The organism is Pseudomonas sp. 2995-1 (genome assembly GCF_002742505.1).
In the GTDB taxonomy this organism is placed as follows: domain Bacteria; phylum Pseudomonadota; class Gammaproteobacteria; order Pseudomonadales; family Pseudomonadaceae; genus Aquipseudomonas; species Aquipseudomonas sivasensis.
This window is the reverse complement of sequence record NZ_LJSA01000368.1, coordinates 61,631-80,553: the sequence shown is the minus strand read 5'-3', so window position 1 is coordinate 80,553 and position 18,923 is coordinate 61,631. Positions and strand designations below refer to the sequence as shown.

Genomic DNA, 18,923 nt, shown 5'->3' with positions numbered 1-18,923 from the left:
GGCTCTACTGGCCGCATCGGGGGCAAGCTCCCTCCCACATTTGGATGGGTGAACACAGTCTAAGTGGGAGGGGACTTGCCCCGATGCGGCCCCAAGGCTCTTGCTAAACAAGAGGCTGCCTCAGTATATGGCGAATTTCAGAACGCATCGAAAAGTCGCACACTCTGCCCATGATTACCTTCCTTGCGTTCTACCAAAACCTCGGTCCCGCCGTTACTTTGCTGGTGATTGGCACGTTCCTGCTGGCGGGCACCGTCAAAGGAGTAATCGGCCTCGGCTTACCGACAGTCGCCATGGGCATGCTCGGCTTGGCTATGTTGCCGGCGCAGGCTGCGGCGTTGCTGATCATTCCTTCAACGGTCACCAACCTTTGGCAACTGGCATTCGGCGGGCACCTGAGTGGCTTGCTCAAACGCCTTTGGCCGATGCTCGTGCTGATTTTCCTCGGCACCGGGCTGGGTACGGTGTGGCTTGGCATGGAAGGTGGGCACTGGGTGGTGCGCGCGCTGGGCGCGGCGTTGCTGGTGTATGCATTGAGCGGGTTGTTTTTGCCCACCTTCAAGGTCAAGCCGCAGACCGAACGCTGGTTGGGCCCGTTGTGTGGGCTGATCACCGGTTTGATCACCTCGGCCACTGGCGTGTTCGTGATTCCTGCGGTGCCGTATTTGCAAGCCTTGGGCCTGAGTCGCGATCAGTTGGTACAGGCCCTCGGCCTGTCGTTCACCGTGTCGACGCTGGCGCTGGCGGCGGGATTGGCTTGGCGTGGCACCTTGGGCGGCGGTGAAGTGAGTGCCTCGCTGCTCGCGCTGGTGCCGGCGCTGCTGGGCATGTGGCTGGGCCAAGCGCTGCGCCAGCGCATCAGTGCGGTGTTATTCAAGCGGGTATTTTTCATCGGCATGGCCCTGTTGGGCGGTCATCTGCTGATCAGTGGTTAACAATCTCATGGGTATTCGTGCTTTTTGATCAAAGGTATTTTGCCGGGTGACGGCTTATTCCGAAGGGTCGGGGCCGATAGTCTGCATCCAGACATTTTCAACCTTCTGGATCCCCTCCCATGAAAAAAGTACTCCTGCTCAACGGCGGCAAAAAGTTCGCCCACTCCGATGGCCGCTACAACACCACCCTGCATGACACTGCCCTGGCTGTGCTGGATCGAGGCGGTATCGACGTTAAAGTCACCCATATCGACGAAGGCTACGACGTGGCCGAAGAGGTGGCCAAGTTCCTCTGGGCCGACGTGATCATCTACCAGATGCCCGGTTGGTGGATGGGGGCGCCGTGGATCGTCAAGAAGTACATCGACGAAGTCTTCACCGAAGGCCATGGCAGCCTGTACGCCAGCGACGGTCGCACCCGTTCCGATGCCTCGCAGAAATACGGCAGTGGCGGCCTGATCCAGGGCAAGCAGTACATGCTGTCCCTGACCTGGAACGCACCGCAGCAAGCCTTCGACGACCCGAGCGATTTCTTCGAAGCCAAGGGCGTGGATGCGGTGTACTTCCCGTTCCACAAGGCCCACGAGTTCCTCGGCATGACCGGCCTGCCCACGTTCCTGTGCGTGGATGTGATGAAACGCCCAGCCATTGAGGCAGACGTGGCGCGCTATGAGCAGCATCTGGCGCAGGTGTTCAAGCTCTCGGTGTAATAAGCTGCACTGAACCGATAACGAGGACCGTCCGTGAAAGCCCGATCCGATGAGCTACAGATCTTCGTCAGCGTCATCGAGTGCGGCTCGATTTCCGCAGCGGCGGAGCAGGTCGGGCAGACGCCGTCGGCGGTCAGCCGTACCTTGTCGCGCCTGGAAGCCAAGCTCGACACCACGCTGATCAACCGCACCACGCGGCGCATGGACCTGACCGAAGAGGGCAAGTACTTCTTCGAACAGGCCAAGCTGATCCTGGCGCAGATGGATGAGCTGGAAGAGCGCCTGTCGTCACGTCAGAAGAACCCGGCCGGGCGGCTGCGTATCAACGCGGCCGTGCCGTTTATGCTGCATGGGATCGTGCCGTACATTGCCGAGTTTCGCAGCTTGTACCCGCAGATCCATTTGGAGTTGAACAGCGATGACCTGATCATCGACCTGCTGGAGCAGAGCACCGACATCGCCATTCGCATCGGCGCCCTGGCCGACTCGACCTTGCATGCGCGTTCCCTCGGTTGTACGCCGCTGCATATCCTGGCCAGCCCTGAATACCTTAAGCAATACGGCGCCCCCACCACGGTGGCCGAGTTGGCTGACCACACGTTGCTCGGCTTCAGTCAGACCGAAACCCTCAACCACTGGCCGCTGCGCCATGTGGAGGGTGACCGCTGGCTGATTCAGCCGAGCATCGCTGCCTCCAGCGGCGAAACCCTGCGCCAGTTGGCGCTGGAAGGGCAGGGTATTTGTTGCCTGTCGAACTTCATGACCAGCGCCGACATCGACGCCGGCCGCCTGGTGCCGGTCCTGGAAGCCTTCAACAGCGGTTATCGCCAGCCGATCCACGCGGTCTTCTACCGTAACTCGCAGTTGGCGTTGCGCATCCAGTGCTTCCTGGACTTTATCCAGGCCAAACTGGCGCGGTATGCCTGCTGATTCGTGACTGCCACGCAAGATTGAATTGGGCGTCAGGGGCTTATTCGGTAAGGGTGGAGCCGGGATACTGGGCCTATCACTTACCCAGTCAGGAGAAATCTCCATGAACGTATTCGTTACCGGCGCCGCAGGTTTTATCGGCGGTTCGATTGCCACCGGCCTGGTCAAGGCCGGCCATCACGTCACCGGCCTGGTACGCAGCGCCGAGCAAGCGGCTGAGCTGACGGCCCTGGGCATCGCTCCGGTGATCGGCAGCCTCGATGACGCTGCCGTGCTTACCGAGCAAGCGCACAAGGCCGATGCGGTGATCAACGCCGCCAGCAGCGACCATCGTGCTGCGGTAGAAACGCTGTTGACCGCCTTGCAGGGATCAAACAAGCCGTTCCTGCACACCAGCGGTTCGAGCATCGTCGGCGATGCATCGGGCGGTAAGGCCAGCGACGTGATCTATTTCGAAGACAACCTGCCGGAGCCGACCGTCGACAAGGCCGCGCGTGTGGCCATCGACAACCTGATCCTGGCTGCTGCCCAGGACGGCGTGAATTCGGCGGTGATCTGCAACACCCTGATCTACGGCCACAGCCTGGGCGTACAGCGTGACAGCGTGCAATTGCCGCGCTTGCTCAAGCAGGCGCGCAAGAGTGGGGTGGTGCGCCATGTGGGCACAGGGCAGAACATCTGGTCCAACGTGCACATCGAAGACGTGGTTGCGTTGTACCTGCTGGCGCTGACGAAGAACGTACCGGGCACGTTCTACTTTGTGGAAAGCAGCGAAGCGGCGTTTGTCGACATGACCACGGCCATCGCTGACGCGCTGAAGCTGGGCAAGCCGCAGGACTGGCCATTGGCCGAGGCTGAAGCCGAGTGGGGTTATGAAATGGCCAACTACGGCCTGGGTTCGAACAGCCGGGTGCGCGGCAAGCATGCCCGCGAACTGCTGGGCTGGGCACCGAAGCGCACGTCGGTGGTTGAGTGGATTCGTCACGAAATGGTGTGATGTTCGCTTGAGACCGAGTCGGCCATCGGGAGCAAGCCACCTCCCACATTAGAATGCGTTCCAAAACTGGAACACGGCCAAGTGTGGGAGGGGGCTTGCCCCCGATGGCGACCACTCGGTCTTCCAGACTAGCCCCACCCCGCTCATTTCCGTACCATTCCCCGCCTTATCCCCCGCAACTCCCTGGTACCTCATGAACCTCACCCGTCTGCGCGCCGATGCCCTGGCCGGCCTCACCACGTCTTTCGCGCTGCTGCCCGAATGCATCGCCTTTGCTCTGGTGGCTCACCTTAATCCGCTGATGGGCCTATACGGCGCCTTTATCATCTGCACCCTGACGGCCTTGTTCGGCGGTCGGCCCGGTATGGTCTCCGGCGCGGCGGGCTCGATGGCGGTGGTGATCGTCGCGTTGGTGGTGCAGCACGGCGTGGAATATTTGCTGGCAACGGTGCTGCTGGGCGGGTTGATCATGGTCGCTTTCGGCCTGCTGCGCCTGGGCAAGCTGGTGCGCATGGTGCCGCATTCGGTGATGCTCGGGTTCGTCAACGGCCTGGCGATCATCATTGCCCTGGCGCAGTTGGAGCATTTCAAGAGTGGTGAAACCTGGCTCAGCGGCACGCCGTTGTATGTGATGACCGGGCTGGTGGCGGCGACCATGGCCATTGTCTACCTGCTGCCGCGCCTCACCCGCGCGGTACCGCCGGCCTTGGTGGCGATCCTCGGCGTGGGCCTGGCGGTGTACCTGCTCGGTCTGCCAACCCGCACCCTCGGCGACATGGCCCACATCGCCGGTGGCCTGCCGACCTTCGCGTTGCCGCAGATCCCCTGGACCCTGGAAACCCTCGGCATCATCGCGCCCTACGCTTTCCTGATGGCCATGGTCGGCCTGCTGGAAACCCTGCTGACCCTGAACCTTACCGACGAAATCACCGAAACCCGCGGCTATCCTGATCGCGAAAGCGTGGCGTTGGGTGCGGCGAATATGGTCTCGGGCCTCTTCGGCGGCATGGGCGGTTGCGCGATGATCGGGCAAACCGTGATCAACCTAAGCTCCGGCGGACGTGGGCGCTTCTCCGGGGTGTTTGCCGGGGTGATGATTCTGTTGTTCATTCTGTTTCTGTCACCGCTGATTGAGCGGATCCCGCTGGCGGCGCTGGTGGGGGTGATGTTCGTGGTGTCCCAGCAGACCTTCGCCTGGGCGTCGCTGCGGGTGATCAACAAAGTGCCGCTCAATGATGTGCTGGTGATTATTGCGGTGACGGTGATCACGGTATTTACCGACCTGGCCACTGCCGTGCTGTGCGGTATCGTGATCGCCGCGCTCAACTTCGCCTGGCAACAGGCCCGCGAGTTGTACGCGGATGAGCACCTGGAAGCCGACGGTAGCAAGCTCTATCGCCTGCACGGCACGTTGTTCTTTGCCTCGACCACGCCGTTTTTAAACCAGTTCGACCCGTCCAATGACCCGGATCAGGTGACGCTGGATTGTCGTCACCTGAGCTTTGTCGACTACTCAGCGATTGCCGCGCTGATGACCTTGCGCGAGCGCTACACCAAGGCCGGCAAGCATCTGCGGGTGTTGCATTTGTCTGAGCGCTGCAAGAAGTTGCTCAAGCGTGCGCGGGTGCATCACGACTAATTGAGCCTCTTTGGCGAGGGAGCTCATTACCAAGATTTGCGACCGCTGCGCAGCCCAACGGGAGCAAGCTCTCTCGCCACAACATTACGGCCCGACCAGGTCTTCCAATTCCTGGGCGCGGGTCTGGGTCATGTCCAGCACGCAGCCGGAACCGTTGACTTGGTCGATGGTGCCGCCGGTGGCGGAGCCGGCGAAGGCGCAATTGGCGTCACGGTATTTGATCCACAGGCGCTGCAGGTCCTGCAGTTGCTGCTGGCGCGTGCCTTCCAGGGCGGCGATGGCGGTCTTGTAGGCTTTGTTCAGGCGCGTGTCCTGCACCTTGGTTTCCTTGACGTTGCAGCTGACCATATCGGCAGTGGTGTTGGCGCCGTCCATGCATTTTTTCAGCGCCGGGTTGTCGGCAGCGGCGGCAGTGCCGCATACGGCGAGAAGCAGGACGCCAGCGGCGAATGTGGTGCGAATCATGCTCGATTTTCCTGGCAACAGTGGGTGTGCATTCTATGACTCAGCCCGCTGGGCTGAGTTTCCGGTCTTCTCTGATCTTCATGTAAGAACAGCCCCCCAATTTTCATACGCAGGTGTAGGGCATGTCCCAACGCGACAGCGCTTGTCTGTGGGCGAAACTTACTTTCATAAAGTTTGAAAATGCTCCTCGGTAATGATTTATGAGTTTCACAACCAATTCGACGTGACCCTTTCCGAGGAGTACCGCATGGCCGCATCACCGGGCTTCGGGCTGTTGGCATACGCTGCCATCGCCATCATTGCTTTGATCGTGCTGATTGCACGTTACCGACTCAACCCGTTTATCGTCATCACCCTGGTATCCATAGGCCTGGCGCTGATGGCCGGGATGCCAGCGGACACCATCATGGGCTCCTACGAGGCGGGTGTTGGCAAGACCCTTGGGCATATCGCGCTCGTTGTGGCGCTGGGCACCATGCTCGGCAAGATGATGGCCGAGTCCGGTGGCGCCGAGCAGGTGGCGCGCACGCTGATCAATCGTTTTGGCGAGCGCAATGCCCATTGGGCGATGGTGTGCATTGCCTTTCTGGTGGGGTTGCCGCTGTTTTTCGAGGTGGGTTTTGTGTTGCTGGTGCCCATCGCCTTTACCGTCGCCCGACGCGTAGGCGTGTCGATTTTGATGGTCGGCTTGCCGATGGTCGCCGGTTTGTCGGTGTTACACGCGCTGGTGCCGCCGCATCCGGCGGCGATGATGGCCGTGCTGGCGTATAACGCGTCGGTGGGGCAGACGGTGCTGTATGCGATTCTTATCGGTATCCCCACGGCGATCATTGCAGGGCCCGTCTACGCCAAGTTCATCGTGCCGCACATCCACCTGCCGGCAGAAAACCCGCTGGAACGCCAATTTATCGAGCGTGAACCGCGCACCCGTTTGCCGAGTTTTGCCCTGACCATGGGCACCATCCTGTTGCCGGTGGTGCTGATGATGATCGGCGGATGGGCCAACGTAATCTCTACGGCGGGGACCGGCTTCAACCAGTTCCTCTTGTTTATCGGCAACTCGGTCATCGCGTTGCTGGTGGCGACCTTGGTGAGCTTCTGGACCTTGGGGCTGGCCCAAGGCTTCAACCGCGAATCGATCCTCAAGTTCACCAACGAATGCCTGGCGCCGACGGCCAGCATCACCTTGCTGGTGGGGGCGGGCGGCGGTTTGAATCGCATCCTGGTGGACGCTGGGGTGACCAATGAAATTCTCGGCCTTGCCAATGCGTTCCAACTGTCGCCCCTGGTGATGGGCTGGCTGTTCGCGGCGTTGATGCGCATTGCGACCGGCTCGGCCACGGTGGCCATGACGACGGCGTCCGGCGTGGTCGCGCCAGTCGCCATGGGGTTGGGTTATCCACACCCTGAATTACTGGTGCTGGCCACCGGTGCGGGCTCGGTGATCTTTTCCCATGTGAATGACGGCGGCTTCTGGCTGATCAAGGAATACTTCAATATGACGGTAATCCAGACCTTCAAGACCTGGACCGTATTGGAGACTCTGATCTCTGTGGTTGCCTTCGGTCTGACTTACGGTCTGTCCTGTATTTTGTAACCCGGAGCCCCCATGGACATCCTCTACCAGATCCGCGCCCGCCAGGCTTCTTTCAGCGCCGGCGAAGGACGTATCGCCAAGCTGATGCTCGATGATGTGGGTTTTGCGGCGTCAGCCAGCCTGGATGAGTTGTCCCAACGAGCTGAAGTCAGTACGGCGACCTTGTCGCGGTTTGCACGCAGCGTCGGTTGCCGCGATCTACGCGATTTGCGCCTGCAACTGGCCCAAGCCAGCGGCGTCGGCAGCCGTTTCCTGGACCCGGCGGGGTTGCCCGAACAGTCGGCGTTTCACCGGCAGATTCTCGGTGATATCGAGGCGACGTTGCGTCAGCACTTGTCGGGGTTCAACCAGGCGAGTTTCGCCGATGCGGTCAGCCTGCTGAGCAAGGCCCGGATGATCCACGCGTTCGGCATGGGCGGCCCGTCGAGTCTGTGCAGCGACGAGTTACAGGTGCGCCTTGTCCGCCTGGGCTATCCGATTGCCGCTTGCCATGACCCGGTGATGATGCGCGTCACGGCCGCCACCTTGGGGCCGGAACATGCGCTGATCGTCTGTTCGCTGACCGGTATTACGCCGGAACTGCTGGACGTGGTGGACCTGGCGCGCAACTACGACGCCCGCATCATCGCCATCACCTTGGCCGATTCCCCCCTGGCGCGATTGGCGGATGTCCTGTTGCCGCTGCAACCAGCCGAAACCAGCTTTATCTACAAACCCACCGCAGCGCGCTACGGCCTGCTGCTGGCCATCGACCTGCTCGCTACCGAGTTGGCGCTGGCCTTGCCGGACGACAACCAGGAACGCCTGCGCCGGATCAAACTGGCCCTGGACGATTATCGCGGCGGCCCCGATAGCTTGCCGCTTGGAGACTGATATGAAGTACGACACGCTGATTCGCCACGCGCTGATCATCGATGGCAGCAACACACCCGGTTATGTCGCGGATGTGGGGCTGCGCGATGGGCGTATCGAGACAATCGGTGATCTGTCTGCTGCGACGGCCGAGCATGAAATCGACGCCACCGGCCGCGTGTTGGCGCCGGGGTTTATCGATGTCCATACCCACGACGACACCGTTGTGATCCGTCATCCGCAGATGCTGCCCAAGCTCAGTCAGGGCGTGACCACGGTGATTGTCGGCAACTGTGGCATCAGCGCTTCGCCGGTAAGTTTGCGCAACGACCCGCCGGACCCGATGAACCTGCTGGGCAGCGCTGCGGCGTTTGTATATCCCCGTTTCAGCGACTATCGCAGCGCCGTTGAAAGCGCCCATCCAGCGCTCAACGTCGCGGCATTGATCGGCCACACGGCGCTGCGCAGCAACCACATGGACGATCTGCATCGCACCGCCACACCGGATGAAATCACCGCCATGCGCGTGCAGTTACAAGAGAGTCTTGAAGCCGGCGCCCTCGGTTTATCCACAGGCCTGGCCTACGCCAGCGCATTCAATGCCGAGACCGATGAAGTGCTGCAACTGAGTGAAGAACTCACGGCCTACGGCGCCGTGTACACCACCCATCTACGCAGCGAATTCGAGCCGGTGCTGGAGGCGATGGACGAAGCTTTTCTGATCGGCCGGCACGCCAAGGTGCCGGTGATTATTTCCCACCTCAAATGCGCCGGGGCGGGTAACTGGGGGCGCAGTCCGCAGCTGCTGGCCGCTCTGGAGCTGGCGGCGAAAACCCATCCGGTGGGATGTGACTGTTATCCCTACGCAGCCAGTTCTTCGACCCTGGATTTGAAGCAAGTGACCGATGCGTTTCGCATCACCATTACGTGGTCCACGCCCCATCCGGACATGGGCGGGCGAGATTTGCAGGACATTGCCGGCGAATGGGACGTCTCCTTGATGGACGCCGCCCGCCGTCTGCAGCCTGCGGGTGCGGTGTACTACGGGATGGATGAAGCGGATGTACGACGCATCCTCGCGCATCCATTGTCGATGGTGGGGTCGGATGGCTTGCCTGAAGACCCGTTTCCGCATCCACGCTTGTGGGGTGCGTTCCCACGTGTGTTGGGGCATTTCAGCCGGGATATCGGGTTGTTCCCGTTGCATACCGCCGTGCACAAAATGACCGGCTTGTCGGCGGCGCGTTTCGGCCTGGTCGAGCGGGGTGAAATTCGTGAAGGGCACTGGGCGGACCTGGTGTTGTTCGACCCGTTGCGGGTGCGGGATGTGGCGGATTTCAAAAATCCAGAGCAGGCGGCAGAGGGCATTGATGGTGTGTGGGTCAATGGCGTGTTGAGCTACAGCGATGGACAGGCCAATGGTCAGCGCCCAGGACGATTCCTGGCTCGCCAGGGAGATTTGCGTCGGGGGTTCAGCGCTCTATAGTGGGCGATCTCAAAAACGGAGCGGTTGCCATGCACTTAGGAAAAGTCACCCCTATCCTGCGGATTTTCGACGAGACCAAGGCGTTGGAATTCTATGTGGAGTTCCTTGGGTTCAAGGTTGATTGGCAGCATCGTTTCGAGGCGAATTACCCGTTGTACCTGCAAGTATCCTTGGGCGAGTGCGTGCTGCATCTGTCCGAGCATCATGGCGACGCTTCGCCGGGCGCGGCGGTGCGGATTCAGGCGCAAGGGGTAGATGCCTACCAGCAGCAATTGCAGGCTAAGGATTACCGTTATGCCAAGCCCAGCGTTGAAGAAACGCCTTGGGGATCGCGGGAGATGAGCATCAAGGATCCATTTGGGAATCGTGTGGTGTTTGTTGAGGAAGGCGAGGGCTGAGAGGCCAATCGCAGGCAATAAAAAAACCGCCTTAGTAGGGCGGTTTTTTATTGCAGCCCCAGCTTTTGGCTGGGGCTGCATCTGTGGCGGGTCAGGTATCGCAGCGATTCTTAAACCCGGAAATGGCTGACCATCTGCTGCAACTGGCTGCCCAAACGTGCCAGTTCCACACTCGATTTGGCCGTCTCGTCACTGGCGGTGGCGGTCTGTTCCGACACGTCACGTACATTGACGATGCTGCGGCTGATCTCTTCGGCCACGGCGCTTTGTTGCTCGGCGGCGGCGGCGATCTGCTGGTTCATCGACTGGATGTTCGACACCGTACGGGTGATGTTTTCCAGGGATACACCGGCCTTGCGCGTCAGCTCCACGCTGCTGTCGGTGAGGCTGCGGCTGTTGTTCATCACATTGGCCACTTGCTGGGTGCCGTTCTGCAAACCGGCGACCAGACCTTCGATTTCTTCGGTGGATTTTTGCGTGCGTTGGGCCAGGCCGCGCACTTCGTCGGCGACCACGGCAAACCCGCGACCGGCTTCACCGGCGCGTGCTGCTTCGATGGCGGCGTTGAGGGCCAGCAGGTTAGTTTGTTCGGCCACGGCTTTGATCACGTCCATCACGCTGCCGATCTTGTTGCTCTCTTGTTGCAGATGGCTCATGGCGTCGGTGGAACGCGCCACTTCGGCGGCCAGGCGTTCGATCTGGGCAATGGCTTCGGCCACCACTTTGTCGCCTGCACGGGCTTGGCCGTCGGCATCGGCAGCGGCCAGGGAAGCCTGTTCGGCATTGCGCGCGACTTCCTGCACGGTAGCGGTCATTTCATGCATCGCGGTGGCGACTTGATCGGTCTCGATCTTCTGGCTGTTCACGCCGGCACTGGTCTGCTCGGTCACGGCCGATAGTTCTTCGGCGGCGCTGGCGATCTGGGTCACGCCGTCACGAATACCGCTGATCAATTCACGCAAGGTGGTGCCCATGCGCTGGATGCCTTGTTGCAGCACGCCCAGCTCATCACGGCGGGTGACCTGGATGTTGTGGCTCAAATCGCCGGAGGCAATGCGTTCAACCACGGCCAGGGTTTCCTGGATCGGGCGAGTGATCTGGCGGGTGATGACCAGCGCGGCAATGATGCCAACCAGCAGGGCCAGCAAGGTGCTGATCAATTGCAGGCTACGGGCCTGGGCGCTTTCGGCGTCGCGGCGATCCAACTGGATCTCGTAGAGCTTGTCGCTGATGTTGACGATATCAGTGCCTTGGGTGGTCATTTCTGCGCGAGCAGCAACGATATTGGCGTTGGCCACCTTGTAGTTCTGGACAGCCGTGCGGTAGGCGCCAAGAGCGGTTTCCAGCGCGGTCAGCGCGCTTTGCTGGCCGGCGCCAAAAGCGGCACTGAGGTCTTTCAAGCTGGCAATGGCTTTGTCGATCTGTGCGGCAGCGCGGGCTTCGGTATCCGGGCTGACGTTGCCGGTGTAGCCGCGCACTTCGTAGCGGGCCAGTTGGAATTGCATCTTGGCGTCGGCCACGGCCTGGAACTGAGCAAAGTGCTCCGCGCTGTCAGGCATCTGCTTCACGCTGGCTTCCAGCGCGTCGATCTGGGCGTTGGCGCTGTCGGCCTTGTCGCCCATCACTTGGCGAGAGGCATTGCCGTTACGGTAAGCCTCTCGCATTTTGTTCAGGGATTGCTGGTAGGCGGTAATGACCGATTTCTGCTCATTGAGCAGCTTGAGGTTTTCCGGGCTCTTGAAGCTGTCCAGCAGTTTCTGTTGCTGGGCAACGAAGGCATCGAGGCTGGTCTGCACGTTCTGCGCCACGGCTTCGTCACCGTTGGCCAGCATGTATTGAAGGCGCACGATGCGCAGTTTGGTCAGCGACGCGTTGAGCTGGGTGATGTCGCTCATCCAGTTGCTGCGGTCGATCAGGCCGCCCAGGCTGGTCCAGCCAGTGAGTGCCAGGATCGAGGTGAGGACAAGCACCAGGCCGAAGCCCAGGCCCAGTTTGAGGTTGACGCTGATGTTACCGAACCAGCTGTTCATCGAATGCTCCGCAAGAGTGATGTCTGTTTGCTGGACGGTGTTGTTATTTGAGCCAGCCAAGGTGTAGCGCTGTATCGGCGGCGGGATGTGAATCTGAAGGGCGTTTTATTTCAAGTGGCGACGAAGGGTCGTCAGCGGTGTGCAGAACCACTGAGGGCTCATCAAGGGGCGGTCTTGTGTGCTAGTCTGCGGGCCCTTTTAGTTTTGGGCAGCGCGGGAAATCGCGTTGTCCTGCAGCGGAGCCTCTTCATGTCCGAAGTTAATCTGTCCACCGACGAAACCCGCGTCAGCTACGGTATCGGCCGTCAGTTGGGCGACCAACTGCGCGACAACCCGCCACCGGGTGTGAGCCTGGACGCAATCCTGGCTGGCCTGACCGACGCGTTCGCAGGTTCGCCAAGCCGCGTTGACCAAGAGCAAATGGCTGCCAGCTTCAAGGTGATCCGTGAAGTCATGCAAGCCGAAGCAGCCGCCAAGGCTGAAGCCGCTGCTGGCGCTGGGCTGGCCTTCCTGGCTGAAAACGCCAAGCGTGATGGCATCACCACCCTGGCTTCCGGCCTGCAATTTGAAGTGCTGACTGCCGGTGAAGGCGCCAAGCCGACCCGTGAAGACCAAGTCCGTACCCACTACCACGGCACCTTGATCGACGGCACTGTGTTCGACAGCTCCTACGAGCGTGGCCAGCCAGCAGAATTCCCGGTTGGTGGCGTGATTGCCGGTTGGACCGAAGCCCTGCAACTGATGAATGCTGGCAGCAAATGGCGCCTGTACGTGCCGAGCGAACTGGCTTACGGCGCTCAAGGCGTTGGCAGCATTCCGCCGCACAGCGTTCTGGTATTCGACGTCGAGCTGCTCGACGTTCTGTAAGACCTGCTGATTACCTGTGGGAACGAGCCTGCTCGCTCCCACAGTGTTTTAGGGGGTTTGCTCATGGATGAAACTTGCCATTGAGCTCCGTCGCCGGGCGCAACGCTCGGGCATAGCAAAACAGAAACAGATTACGCACCACCTCTTTCAGCACACCGGGTTCACTTGAACTCAGGCCATTGACGTCCAGGTCGCCCTGGTCCTGCAATTCATTCAGCGCTTCTTCTTCCAGTACCGCACAGACTTCGCCGGTTTCCCGATGCAGTATCCGCAGGTAAGGGTGTGGGCGGTCCAGCCAGGCATCTATCAAATAAGTCATGGTGCATCTCCTTGATCGGTTTCAATGAGAATAATTCTTATTCGTAGAATAGCAAGCGTCTATTGGCGGTTTCTTGGTTTTTCTGTGTGGATATTGAGACAGGTCAAGGGAGGGCAAAACGCCATCCCGCGGCTGGCGCGGGATGGATACAGCAGATTCAGACTTTGCGAACGAACTCGGATTTAAGCTTCATCGGGCCGATGCCGTCGATCTTGCAATCGATATCGTGGTCGCCATCGCACAGGCGGATGTTCTTGACCTTGGTGCCGACCTTGACGACCAGAGACGTGCCTTTGACCTTGAGGTCCTTGATCACTGTGATGGTGTCGCCGTCCTGCAGGACGTTGCCCACAGAGTCTTTCTTCACGGTTTCATCGCCGGCCACTTCGGCCTCGCCATTGGCGGACCACTCATGGGCGCATTCCGGGCAGATCAGCTGGGCGCCGTCTTCGTAGGTGTATTCGGAATTGCATTTCGGGCAGGGTGGCAACGTGCTCACTAAAGCTCCTTAAAGGTCAGGATGGCTAAAAGTCGCACATTATATAGGGTTTTGTGGTGTTGCAGGCTCTATGAAATCCAAATGTGAGAGGGGGCTTGCTCCCGATAGCGGTGGATCAGCCAGTCATATATCGACTGGACACCGTCATCGGGGGCAAGCCCCCTCCCACATTGGTCTGTGTCTGCAGGTATGGCTTAGTGCGTACGAGCGACTGCAAACTCACTCAGCTCAACCAGGGCGTCCCGGTATTCGCTGGCAGGCAGGGCTTCCAGGCACTTGATCGCACGGGCCACGTAGTCACGCGCCAGTTGTGCGGTGTAGTCCAGGGAGCCCGAAGCTTCCACGGCTGCGCGGATGCTTTCGAGGTCTTCTATGCCGCCTTTCTGAATCGCCTTGCGCACCAAAGCTGCCTGTTCTGGCGTGCCTTCGCGCATGGTGTAGATCAGCGGCAAGGTCGGCTTGCCCTCGGCCAGATCGTCGCCGACGTTCTTGCCCAGGGTTTCAGCATCGCCACGGTAGTCGAGCAGGTCGTCTACCAGTTGGAACGCCACGCCCAGATGGTCGCCAAAGGTGCGCAGGGCTTCGGCCTGTTCGGCGGTCGCGCCACACAATGCCGCAGCGCTGTGGGTGGAGGCTTCAAAGAGCATCGCGGTCTTGCCGCGAATCACTTCCATGTAGGTTTCTTCGGTGGTGCTGGCGTCGCGGACCTTCGACAGCTGCAACACTTCGCCTTCAGCGATGATGCGCGTGGCCTGGGACAGGATCTTCATCACCGGCATCGAGCCCAGTTCGACCATCATTTCGAACGAGCGTGAATACAGGAAGTCGCCGACAAGCACACTTGGTGCGTTACCCCACATCGCATTGGCGGTCTCGCGGCCACGGCGCATGCCGGACATGTCGACCACGTCGTCATGCAATAGGGTGGCGGTGTGCAGGAACTCGATGGTGGCGGCCAGCAGGCGCAGGTCATCGCCTTCGCGGCCCAGGGCCTTGCCGCACAGCAACACTAATAAAGGACGCAGGCGCTTACCGCCCGCCGACGTAATATAGTCGCCAATTTTGGAGACCAGCGGCACTTTAGACGTCAGCTGCTGCTTGATGATGCCGTCGACGGCGCTAAAATCGTCCGCGACCGCGCGGTAGAAAGCTTGGGGTTGCATCAGCGACAGTCGCTCCAGAAGGGTTGCGCGGCATGCTAGGACCCTGACCCCGTAGTGTCAAGGCGCGATGGACGGCCACTTGCAACACCCATTTACCTTGCGTACAATCGCGCACCCTGAACTTCCTGGGCAGCACCTGCCTTACGCAATTGCATTCGGGACGTCCATCCCATGCAGCCATGCCAGCCAATACCTCTTCTTATAAAGCGCTGGGTGAGCAGGATTATCGGAGAAATACCATGTCGTACGCAGTAATTGTTACTGGTGGCAAGCAATACAAGGTCGCCCCAGGTGAATACCTGAAGATCGAAAAACTGGAAATCGCTACCGGCGAATCCGTTACTTTTGATCGCGTTCTGTTGGTCGCCAATGGCGATGACGTGAACATCGGCGCTCCAGTTGTTGCTGGCGCTACCGTTGTGGCTGAAGTGATCTCCCAAGGTCGTCACGATAAAGTCCGCATCATCAAGTTCCGTCGTCGTAAGCACCACATGAAGCGTATGGGCCACCGCCAGTGGTACACCGAGATCAAAATCACCGGTATTCAGGCTTAATTTCAGCCTAATTCCTCACTAGGAGAATTGACTCATGGCACACAAAAAAGCTGGTGGTAGTACCCGTAACGGTCGCGACTCAGAAGCCAAACGCCTTGGCGTTAAGATGTATGGCGGCCAGAAAATCATTCCGGGCAACATCATCGTGCGTCAGCGCGGCACCCAATTCCACGCCGGTTACGGTGTAGGCATGGGCAAAGATCACACCCTCTTCGCGAAAATCGAAGGCGTGATCAAGTTTGAAGTAAAAGGCGCGTTCAACCGCCGTTACGTGAGCGTTGTCGCAGCTTAATTGCGAAATCGCTGGAAAAGCCCTGTCTCGCGACGGGGCTTTTTCGTTTGTGGGGTGAGTCTCTTGCAAAGCTGTTTGTGATGGGCTCCGGCGCTGGATTTGCGGTCGCTGATTGAGGTCGCTGCGCTCATTTTTGCAAGAGTCTTATGTCTTGGTTTCTTAAGCTCGTCCATGCGGCGAGAGGCGTTTTGTTATGAAGTTCGTTGATGAAGTATCCATCCGAGTAAAAGCAGGCGACGGCGGTAACGGTTGCATGAGTTTCCGTCGCGAAAAATTCATCGAAAACGGTGGCCCCAACGGCGGTGACGGCGGTGACGGCGGTTCCATCTACATGATGGCCGACGAAAACCTCAACACCCTGGTCGACTACCGTTACACCCGGCACTTTGATGCCGAGCGTGGCTCCAACGGCGGCAGTACGGACTGCACCGGTAAAAAAGGCGAAGACCTGGTACTGCGCGTACCGGTTGGCACCACGATCATCGATTCCGCGACCCAGGAAGTGATTGGCGACCTGACCAAGGCCGGCCAGAAACTGATGGTTGTGCAGGGTGGCTGGCACGGTCTGGGTAACACCCGATTCAAGTCCAGTACCAACCGTGCACCGCGCCAGACCACGCCGGGCAAGCCTGGCGAGCAGCGTGACCTCAAGCTGGAAATGAAAGTACTGGCAGACGTGGGTCTGCTGGGCTTGCCGAACGCAGGCAAAAGTACCTTCATCCGCTCGGTATCGGCCGCCAAGCCGAAAGTCGCTGACTACCCGTTCACTACCCTGGTGCCAAACCTGGGCGTGGTCAGCGTTGACCGCTGGAAAAGCTTCGTGATCGCCGATATTCCTGGCCTGATCGAAGGGGCTTCCGACGGCGCAGGCCTGGGGATTCGCTTCCTCAAGCATTTGTCCCGCACCCGTTTGCTGCTGCACCTCGTCGACATGGCGCCATTGGATGACACCAGTGCACCAGACGCCGCCGAAGTGATCGTCAGCGAGCTGACCAAGTTCAGCCCGGCCCTGGCCGAGCGTGATCGTTGGTTGGTGCTGAACAAGTGCGACCAGATCCTCGAGGAAGAGCACGAGGAGCGCGTCAAGGAAATCGTTGATCGCCTGGAATGGACGGGTCCGGTCTACGTGATCTCGGCCATCGCCAAAGAAGGCACCGAGCGCCTGACCCGCGACATCATGCGCTACCTCGAAGACCGTGCTGACCGCCTGGCGGCCGACCCGGTGTTCAAGGCCGAACTCGCCGAACTCGACCAGCAGATCGAAGACGAAGCCCGTGCCCAGCTGCAAGCTCTGGACGACCAGCGTGCCCTGCGCCGCAGCGGCGTGAAGTCGGTCCACGACATCGGCGACGACGATTGGGACGAAGAAGACGTGGATGATGAAGACGGTCCAGAAATCATTTACGTGCGCGACTGATTCGTTGCAGTAAACTTAAGCGCCGCTCACATGAGCGGCGTTTTGGTATCTGGGTATTACGTAGCCACGAATAACGTTATGGGCAGCGCTGGGTCGCGCGGCCCTCTATCTAAGGTTGAAGATGATGCGGAGCAAAGTGACAGGTGCGCAGCGTTGGGTCGTAAAGATCGGAAGTGCGCTGCTGACGGCGGATGGCAAAGGCCTGGATCGCGCAGCAATGAGCGTCTGGGTGGAGCAGATGGTGGCCTTGCATGAGGCTGGTGTCGAGTTGGTGCTGGTGTCGTCCGGGGCGGTTGCCGCCGGGATGAGCCGTCTCGGCTGGACCGCGCGACCCAGCGCGATGCACGAACTGCAAGCCGCTGCCGCCATCGGCCAGATGGGCCTGGTGCAAGCCTGGGAGTCCAGCTTCGCCGAGCACGGCCGCCACACGGCGCAGATCCTGCTGACTCACGACGACCTGTCCGACCGCAAGCGCTACCTCAACGCCCGCAGTACGTTGCGCGCCCTGGTGGAGCTCAAGGTGATCCCGGTGATCAACGAGAACGACACCGTGGTCACCGACGAAATCCGTTTCGGCGACAACGACACCCTGGCCGCACTGGTAGCCAACCTGGTGGAAGCCGACTTGCTGGTGATCCTCACTGATCGCGACGGCATGTTCGACGCCGATCCGCGCAACAACCCCGATGCGCAGCTTATTTATGAAGCCCGCGCCGATGACCCGGCGCTGGACGCCGTGGCCGGCAGTGTCGGCGGTGCCCTGGGCCGTGGCGGCATGCAGACCAAGCTGCGGGCTGCGCGTCTGGCTGCACGCTCCGGTGCCCACACCATTATCGTCGGTGGGCGCCTGGAGCGCGTGTTGGACCGCCTCAAGGCTGGCGAACGCATCGGCACGTTGCTGTCGCCGGAACGCGGCATGCTGGCGGCGCGCAAGCAGTGGCTGGCCGGGCATCTGCAAACCCGTGGCACTCTGGTGCTGGACGACGGCGCGGTATCGGCACTGTCCCAGGGCAACAAGAGCCTGCTGCCGGTGGGCGTCAAGCTGGTACAGGGCAGCTTCCGCCGCGGCGAAATGGTGGTGTGCGTAGCGCCCGACGGTCGTGAGATCGCCCGTGGCCTGGCCAATTACAGTGCCCTGGAAGCACAGAAAATTATTGGACAATCGTCTGACGCGATTGTCGGACTATTAGGTTACATGGCCGAACCTGAACTGGTTCACCGCGACAACCTGATCCTGGTCTAACCAAAGGAATATACGATGCGTTTAGTGAAGTTTGCGTTGGGCCTGCTGTTGCTGACGCCGTTGCTGGCCAGCGCCGAAGAGGTTGGCCAGGTGTCGACGGTGTTTAAATTCGTCGGCCCCAACGACCGAATTGTCGTCGAAGCGTTTGACGACCCCAAGGTCGACGGCGTGACCTGCTACTTGTCCCGCGCCAAGACCGGTGGCGTTAAAGGCGGCCTGGGCCTGGCCGAAGATCGCGCTGAAGCATCGATTGCCTGCCGTCAGGTCGGCCCGATCCGCTTCAAGGGCGAACTAAAGGACGGCGACGAAGTGTTCAAGGAACGCACCTCGCTGGTGTTCAAAACCATGCAAGTGGTGCGTTTCCTCGACAAAAAGCGCAACACCTTGGTGTACCTGGTCTACAGCGACCGCCTGATCGAAGGCAGCCCGCAGAACGCCGTGACCGCAATTCCGATTTTGCCGTGGCCGACCGCTCAGTAATCCGCAGGCGGGTTTTGTAATCGGCGTCTATGATTGCAGGCTTGCGGGTT

The 18,923-nt window shown here is 60.2% G+C and carries 20 protein-coding genes; 15 read left to right on the top strand and 5 right to left on the bottom strand.

From position 1 onward, the window contains the following. Nucleotides 1-170 precede the first annotated feature (170 nt). The 5 genes from AOA61_RS17140 (at nt 171) to AOA61_RS17120 (ending at nt 5,211) form a co-directional block, all read left to right on the top strand. Nucleotides 171-935, top strand: coding sequence for a sulfite exporter TauE/SafE family protein (locus AOA61_RS17140; RefSeq protein WP_099602213.1), 765 nt, complete (start codon nt 171-173; stop codon nt 933-935). A gap of 119 nt (nt 936-1,054) precedes the next feature. Continuing rightward, entirely contained in the window at nt 1,055-1,645 is a 591-nt protein-coding gene (locus tag AOA61_RS17135) for an NAD(P)H-dependent oxidoreductase (RefSeq protein WP_099602212.1), read from the top strand. A gap of 33 nt (nt 1,646-1,678) precedes the next feature. Next, nucleotides 1,679-2,575, top strand: a complete 897-nt coding sequence (locus AOA61_RS17130; RefSeq protein ID WP_099602211.1) for a LysR family transcriptional regulator — start codon at nt 1,679-1,681, stop codon at nt 2,573-2,575. A 103-nt stretch (nt 2,576-2,678) separates the two neighbouring features. Beyond that, nucleotides 2,679-3,572 carry an NAD-dependent epimerase/dehydratase family protein gene (locus AOA61_RS17125; protein ID WP_032885586.1) on the top strand — a complete coding sequence of 298 codons (894 nt, stop codon included), beginning with the start codon at nt 2,679-2,681 and terminating at the stop codon, nt 3,570-3,572. Between the two features lie 193 nt (nt 3,573-3,765). Beyond that, complete coding sequence (locus AOA61_RS17120) at nt 3,766-5,211, top strand: SulP family inorganic anion transporter (protein ID WP_032885587.1); 1,446 nt, start codon at nt 3,766-3,768, stop codon at nt 5,209-5,211. Nucleotides 5,212-5,295: 84 nt separating this feature from the next. Here the strand turns inward: AOA61_RS17120 and AOA61_RS17115 are convergent, their stop codons facing one another. Next, the gene (locus AOA61_RS17115; RefSeq protein WP_032885588.1) at nt 5,296-5,676 is read right to left on the bottom strand and encodes a lysozyme inhibitor LprI family protein; all 381 of its coding nucleotides are present in this window, start codon (nt 5,674-5,676) and stop codon (nt 5,296-5,298) included. A gap of 193 nt (nt 5,677-5,869) precedes the next feature. Between AOA61_RS17115 and AOA61_RS17110 the strand changes: the two genes are divergently transcribed. From AOA61_RS17110 to AOA61_RS17095, 4 genes are read left to right on the top strand one after another with little or no spacing between them, the layout of a single operon-like run. Beyond that, on the top strand, nt 5,870-7,273 hold the full coding sequence (locus tag AOA61_RS17110; protein WP_099602210.1) for a gluconate:H+ symporter: 1,404 nt from the start codon (nt 5,870-5,872) through the stop codon (nt 7,271-7,273). A gap of 12 nt (nt 7,274-7,285) precedes the next feature. Beyond that, nucleotides 7,286-8,146, top strand: coding sequence for a MurR/RpiR family transcriptional regulator (locus tag AOA61_RS17105; protein WP_032885590.1), 861 nt, complete (start codon nt 7,286-7,288; stop codon nt 8,144-8,146). 1 nt (nt 8,147) lies between these two features. Beyond that, complete coding sequence (locus tag AOA61_RS17100; protein WP_099602209.1) at nt 8,148-9,611, top strand: amidohydrolase family protein; 1,464 nt, start codon at nt 8,148-8,150, stop codon at nt 9,609-9,611. Nucleotides 9,612-9,640: 29 nt separating this feature from the next. Continuing rightward, nucleotides 9,641-10,009: a glyoxalase superfamily protein gene (locus AOA61_RS17095; protein ID WP_032885592.1), complete on the top strand. Its 369-nt coding sequence runs from the start codon at nt 9,641-9,643 to the stop codon at nt 10,007-10,009. 110 nt (nt 10,010-10,119) lie between these two features. Here the strand turns inward: AOA61_RS17095 and AOA61_RS17090 are convergent, their stop codons facing one another. Beyond that, nucleotides 10,120-12,039 (bottom strand): methyl-accepting chemotaxis protein, encoded by a 1,920-nt coding sequence (locus AOA61_RS17090; protein WP_099602208.1) that lies wholly within the window; start codon nt 12,037-12,039, stop codon nt 10,120-10,122. A 249-nt stretch (nt 12,040-12,288) separates the two neighbouring features. Here AOA61_RS17090 and AOA61_RS17085 point away from each other — a divergent pair, with 249 nt between their 5' ends. Then, on the top strand, nt 12,289-12,906 hold the full coding sequence (locus AOA61_RS17085; RefSeq protein ID WP_032885594.1) for an FKBP-type peptidyl-prolyl cis-trans isomerase: 618 nt from the start codon (nt 12,289-12,291) through the stop codon (nt 12,904-12,906). Nucleotides 12,907-12,967: 61 nt separating this feature from the next. Here AOA61_RS17085 and AOA61_RS17080 read toward each other — a convergent pair whose 3' ends face one another. The 3 genes from AOA61_RS17080 to AOA61_RS17070 form a co-directional block, all read right to left on the bottom strand. After that, on the bottom strand, nt 12,968-13,225 hold the full coding sequence (locus AOA61_RS17080; RefSeq protein WP_003194088.1) for a hypothetical protein: 258 nt from the start codon (nt 13,223-13,225) through the stop codon (nt 12,968-12,970). Between the two features lie 157 nt (nt 13,226-13,382). Beyond that, nucleotides 13,383-13,724: a zinc ribbon domain-containing protein YjdM gene (locus AOA61_RS17075; protein WP_003230858.1), complete on the bottom strand. Its 342-nt coding sequence runs from the start codon at nt 13,722-13,724 to the stop codon at nt 13,383-13,385. 194 nt (nt 13,725-13,918) lie between these two features. Continuing rightward, complete coding sequence (locus tag AOA61_RS17070; RefSeq protein WP_032885595.1) at nt 13,919-14,887, bottom strand: polyprenyl synthetase family protein; 969 nt, start codon at nt 14,885-14,887, stop codon at nt 13,919-13,921. A gap of 239 nt (nt 14,888-15,126) precedes the next feature. On the opposite strand from AOA61_RS17070, the gene rplU reads away from it, so the two are divergent. The 5 genes from rplU (at nt 15,127) to AOA61_RS17045 (ending at nt 18,873) form a co-directional block, all read left to right on the top strand. Next, nucleotides 15,127-15,441: a 50S ribosomal protein L21 gene (gene rplU / locus AOA61_RS17065; RefSeq protein ID WP_003176051.1), complete on the top strand. Its 315-nt coding sequence runs from the start codon at nt 15,127-15,129 to the stop codon at nt 15,439-15,441. Between the two features lie 34 nt (nt 15,442-15,475). Continuing rightward, complete coding sequence (gene rpmA, locus AOA61_RS17060; RefSeq protein ID WP_003176049.1) at nt 15,476-15,733, top strand: 50S ribosomal protein L27; 258 nt, start codon at nt 15,476-15,478, stop codon at nt 15,731-15,733. 193 nt (nt 15,734-15,926) lie between these two features. Beyond that, nucleotides 15,927-17,150 carry an Obg family GTPase CgtA gene (gene cgtA, locus AOA61_RS17055; RefSeq protein WP_015885843.1) on the top strand — a complete coding sequence of 408 codons (1,224 nt, stop codon included), beginning with the start codon at nt 15,927-15,929 and terminating at the stop codon, nt 17,148-17,150. A 124-nt stretch (nt 17,151-17,274) separates the two neighbouring features. Further along, a complete protein-coding gene (proB, locus tag AOA61_RS17050; RefSeq protein ID WP_026013771.1) occupies nt 17,275-18,393 on the top strand; it encodes a glutamate 5-kinase in 1,119 nt (372 codons plus the stop codon). Nucleotides 18,394-18,408: 15 nt separating this feature from the next. Beyond that, entirely contained in the window at nt 18,409-18,873 is a 465-nt protein-coding gene (locus AOA61_RS17045) for a CreA family protein (RefSeq protein WP_032885596.1), read from the top strand. The last annotated feature ends 50 nt before the right edge of the window (nt 18,874-18,923 follow it).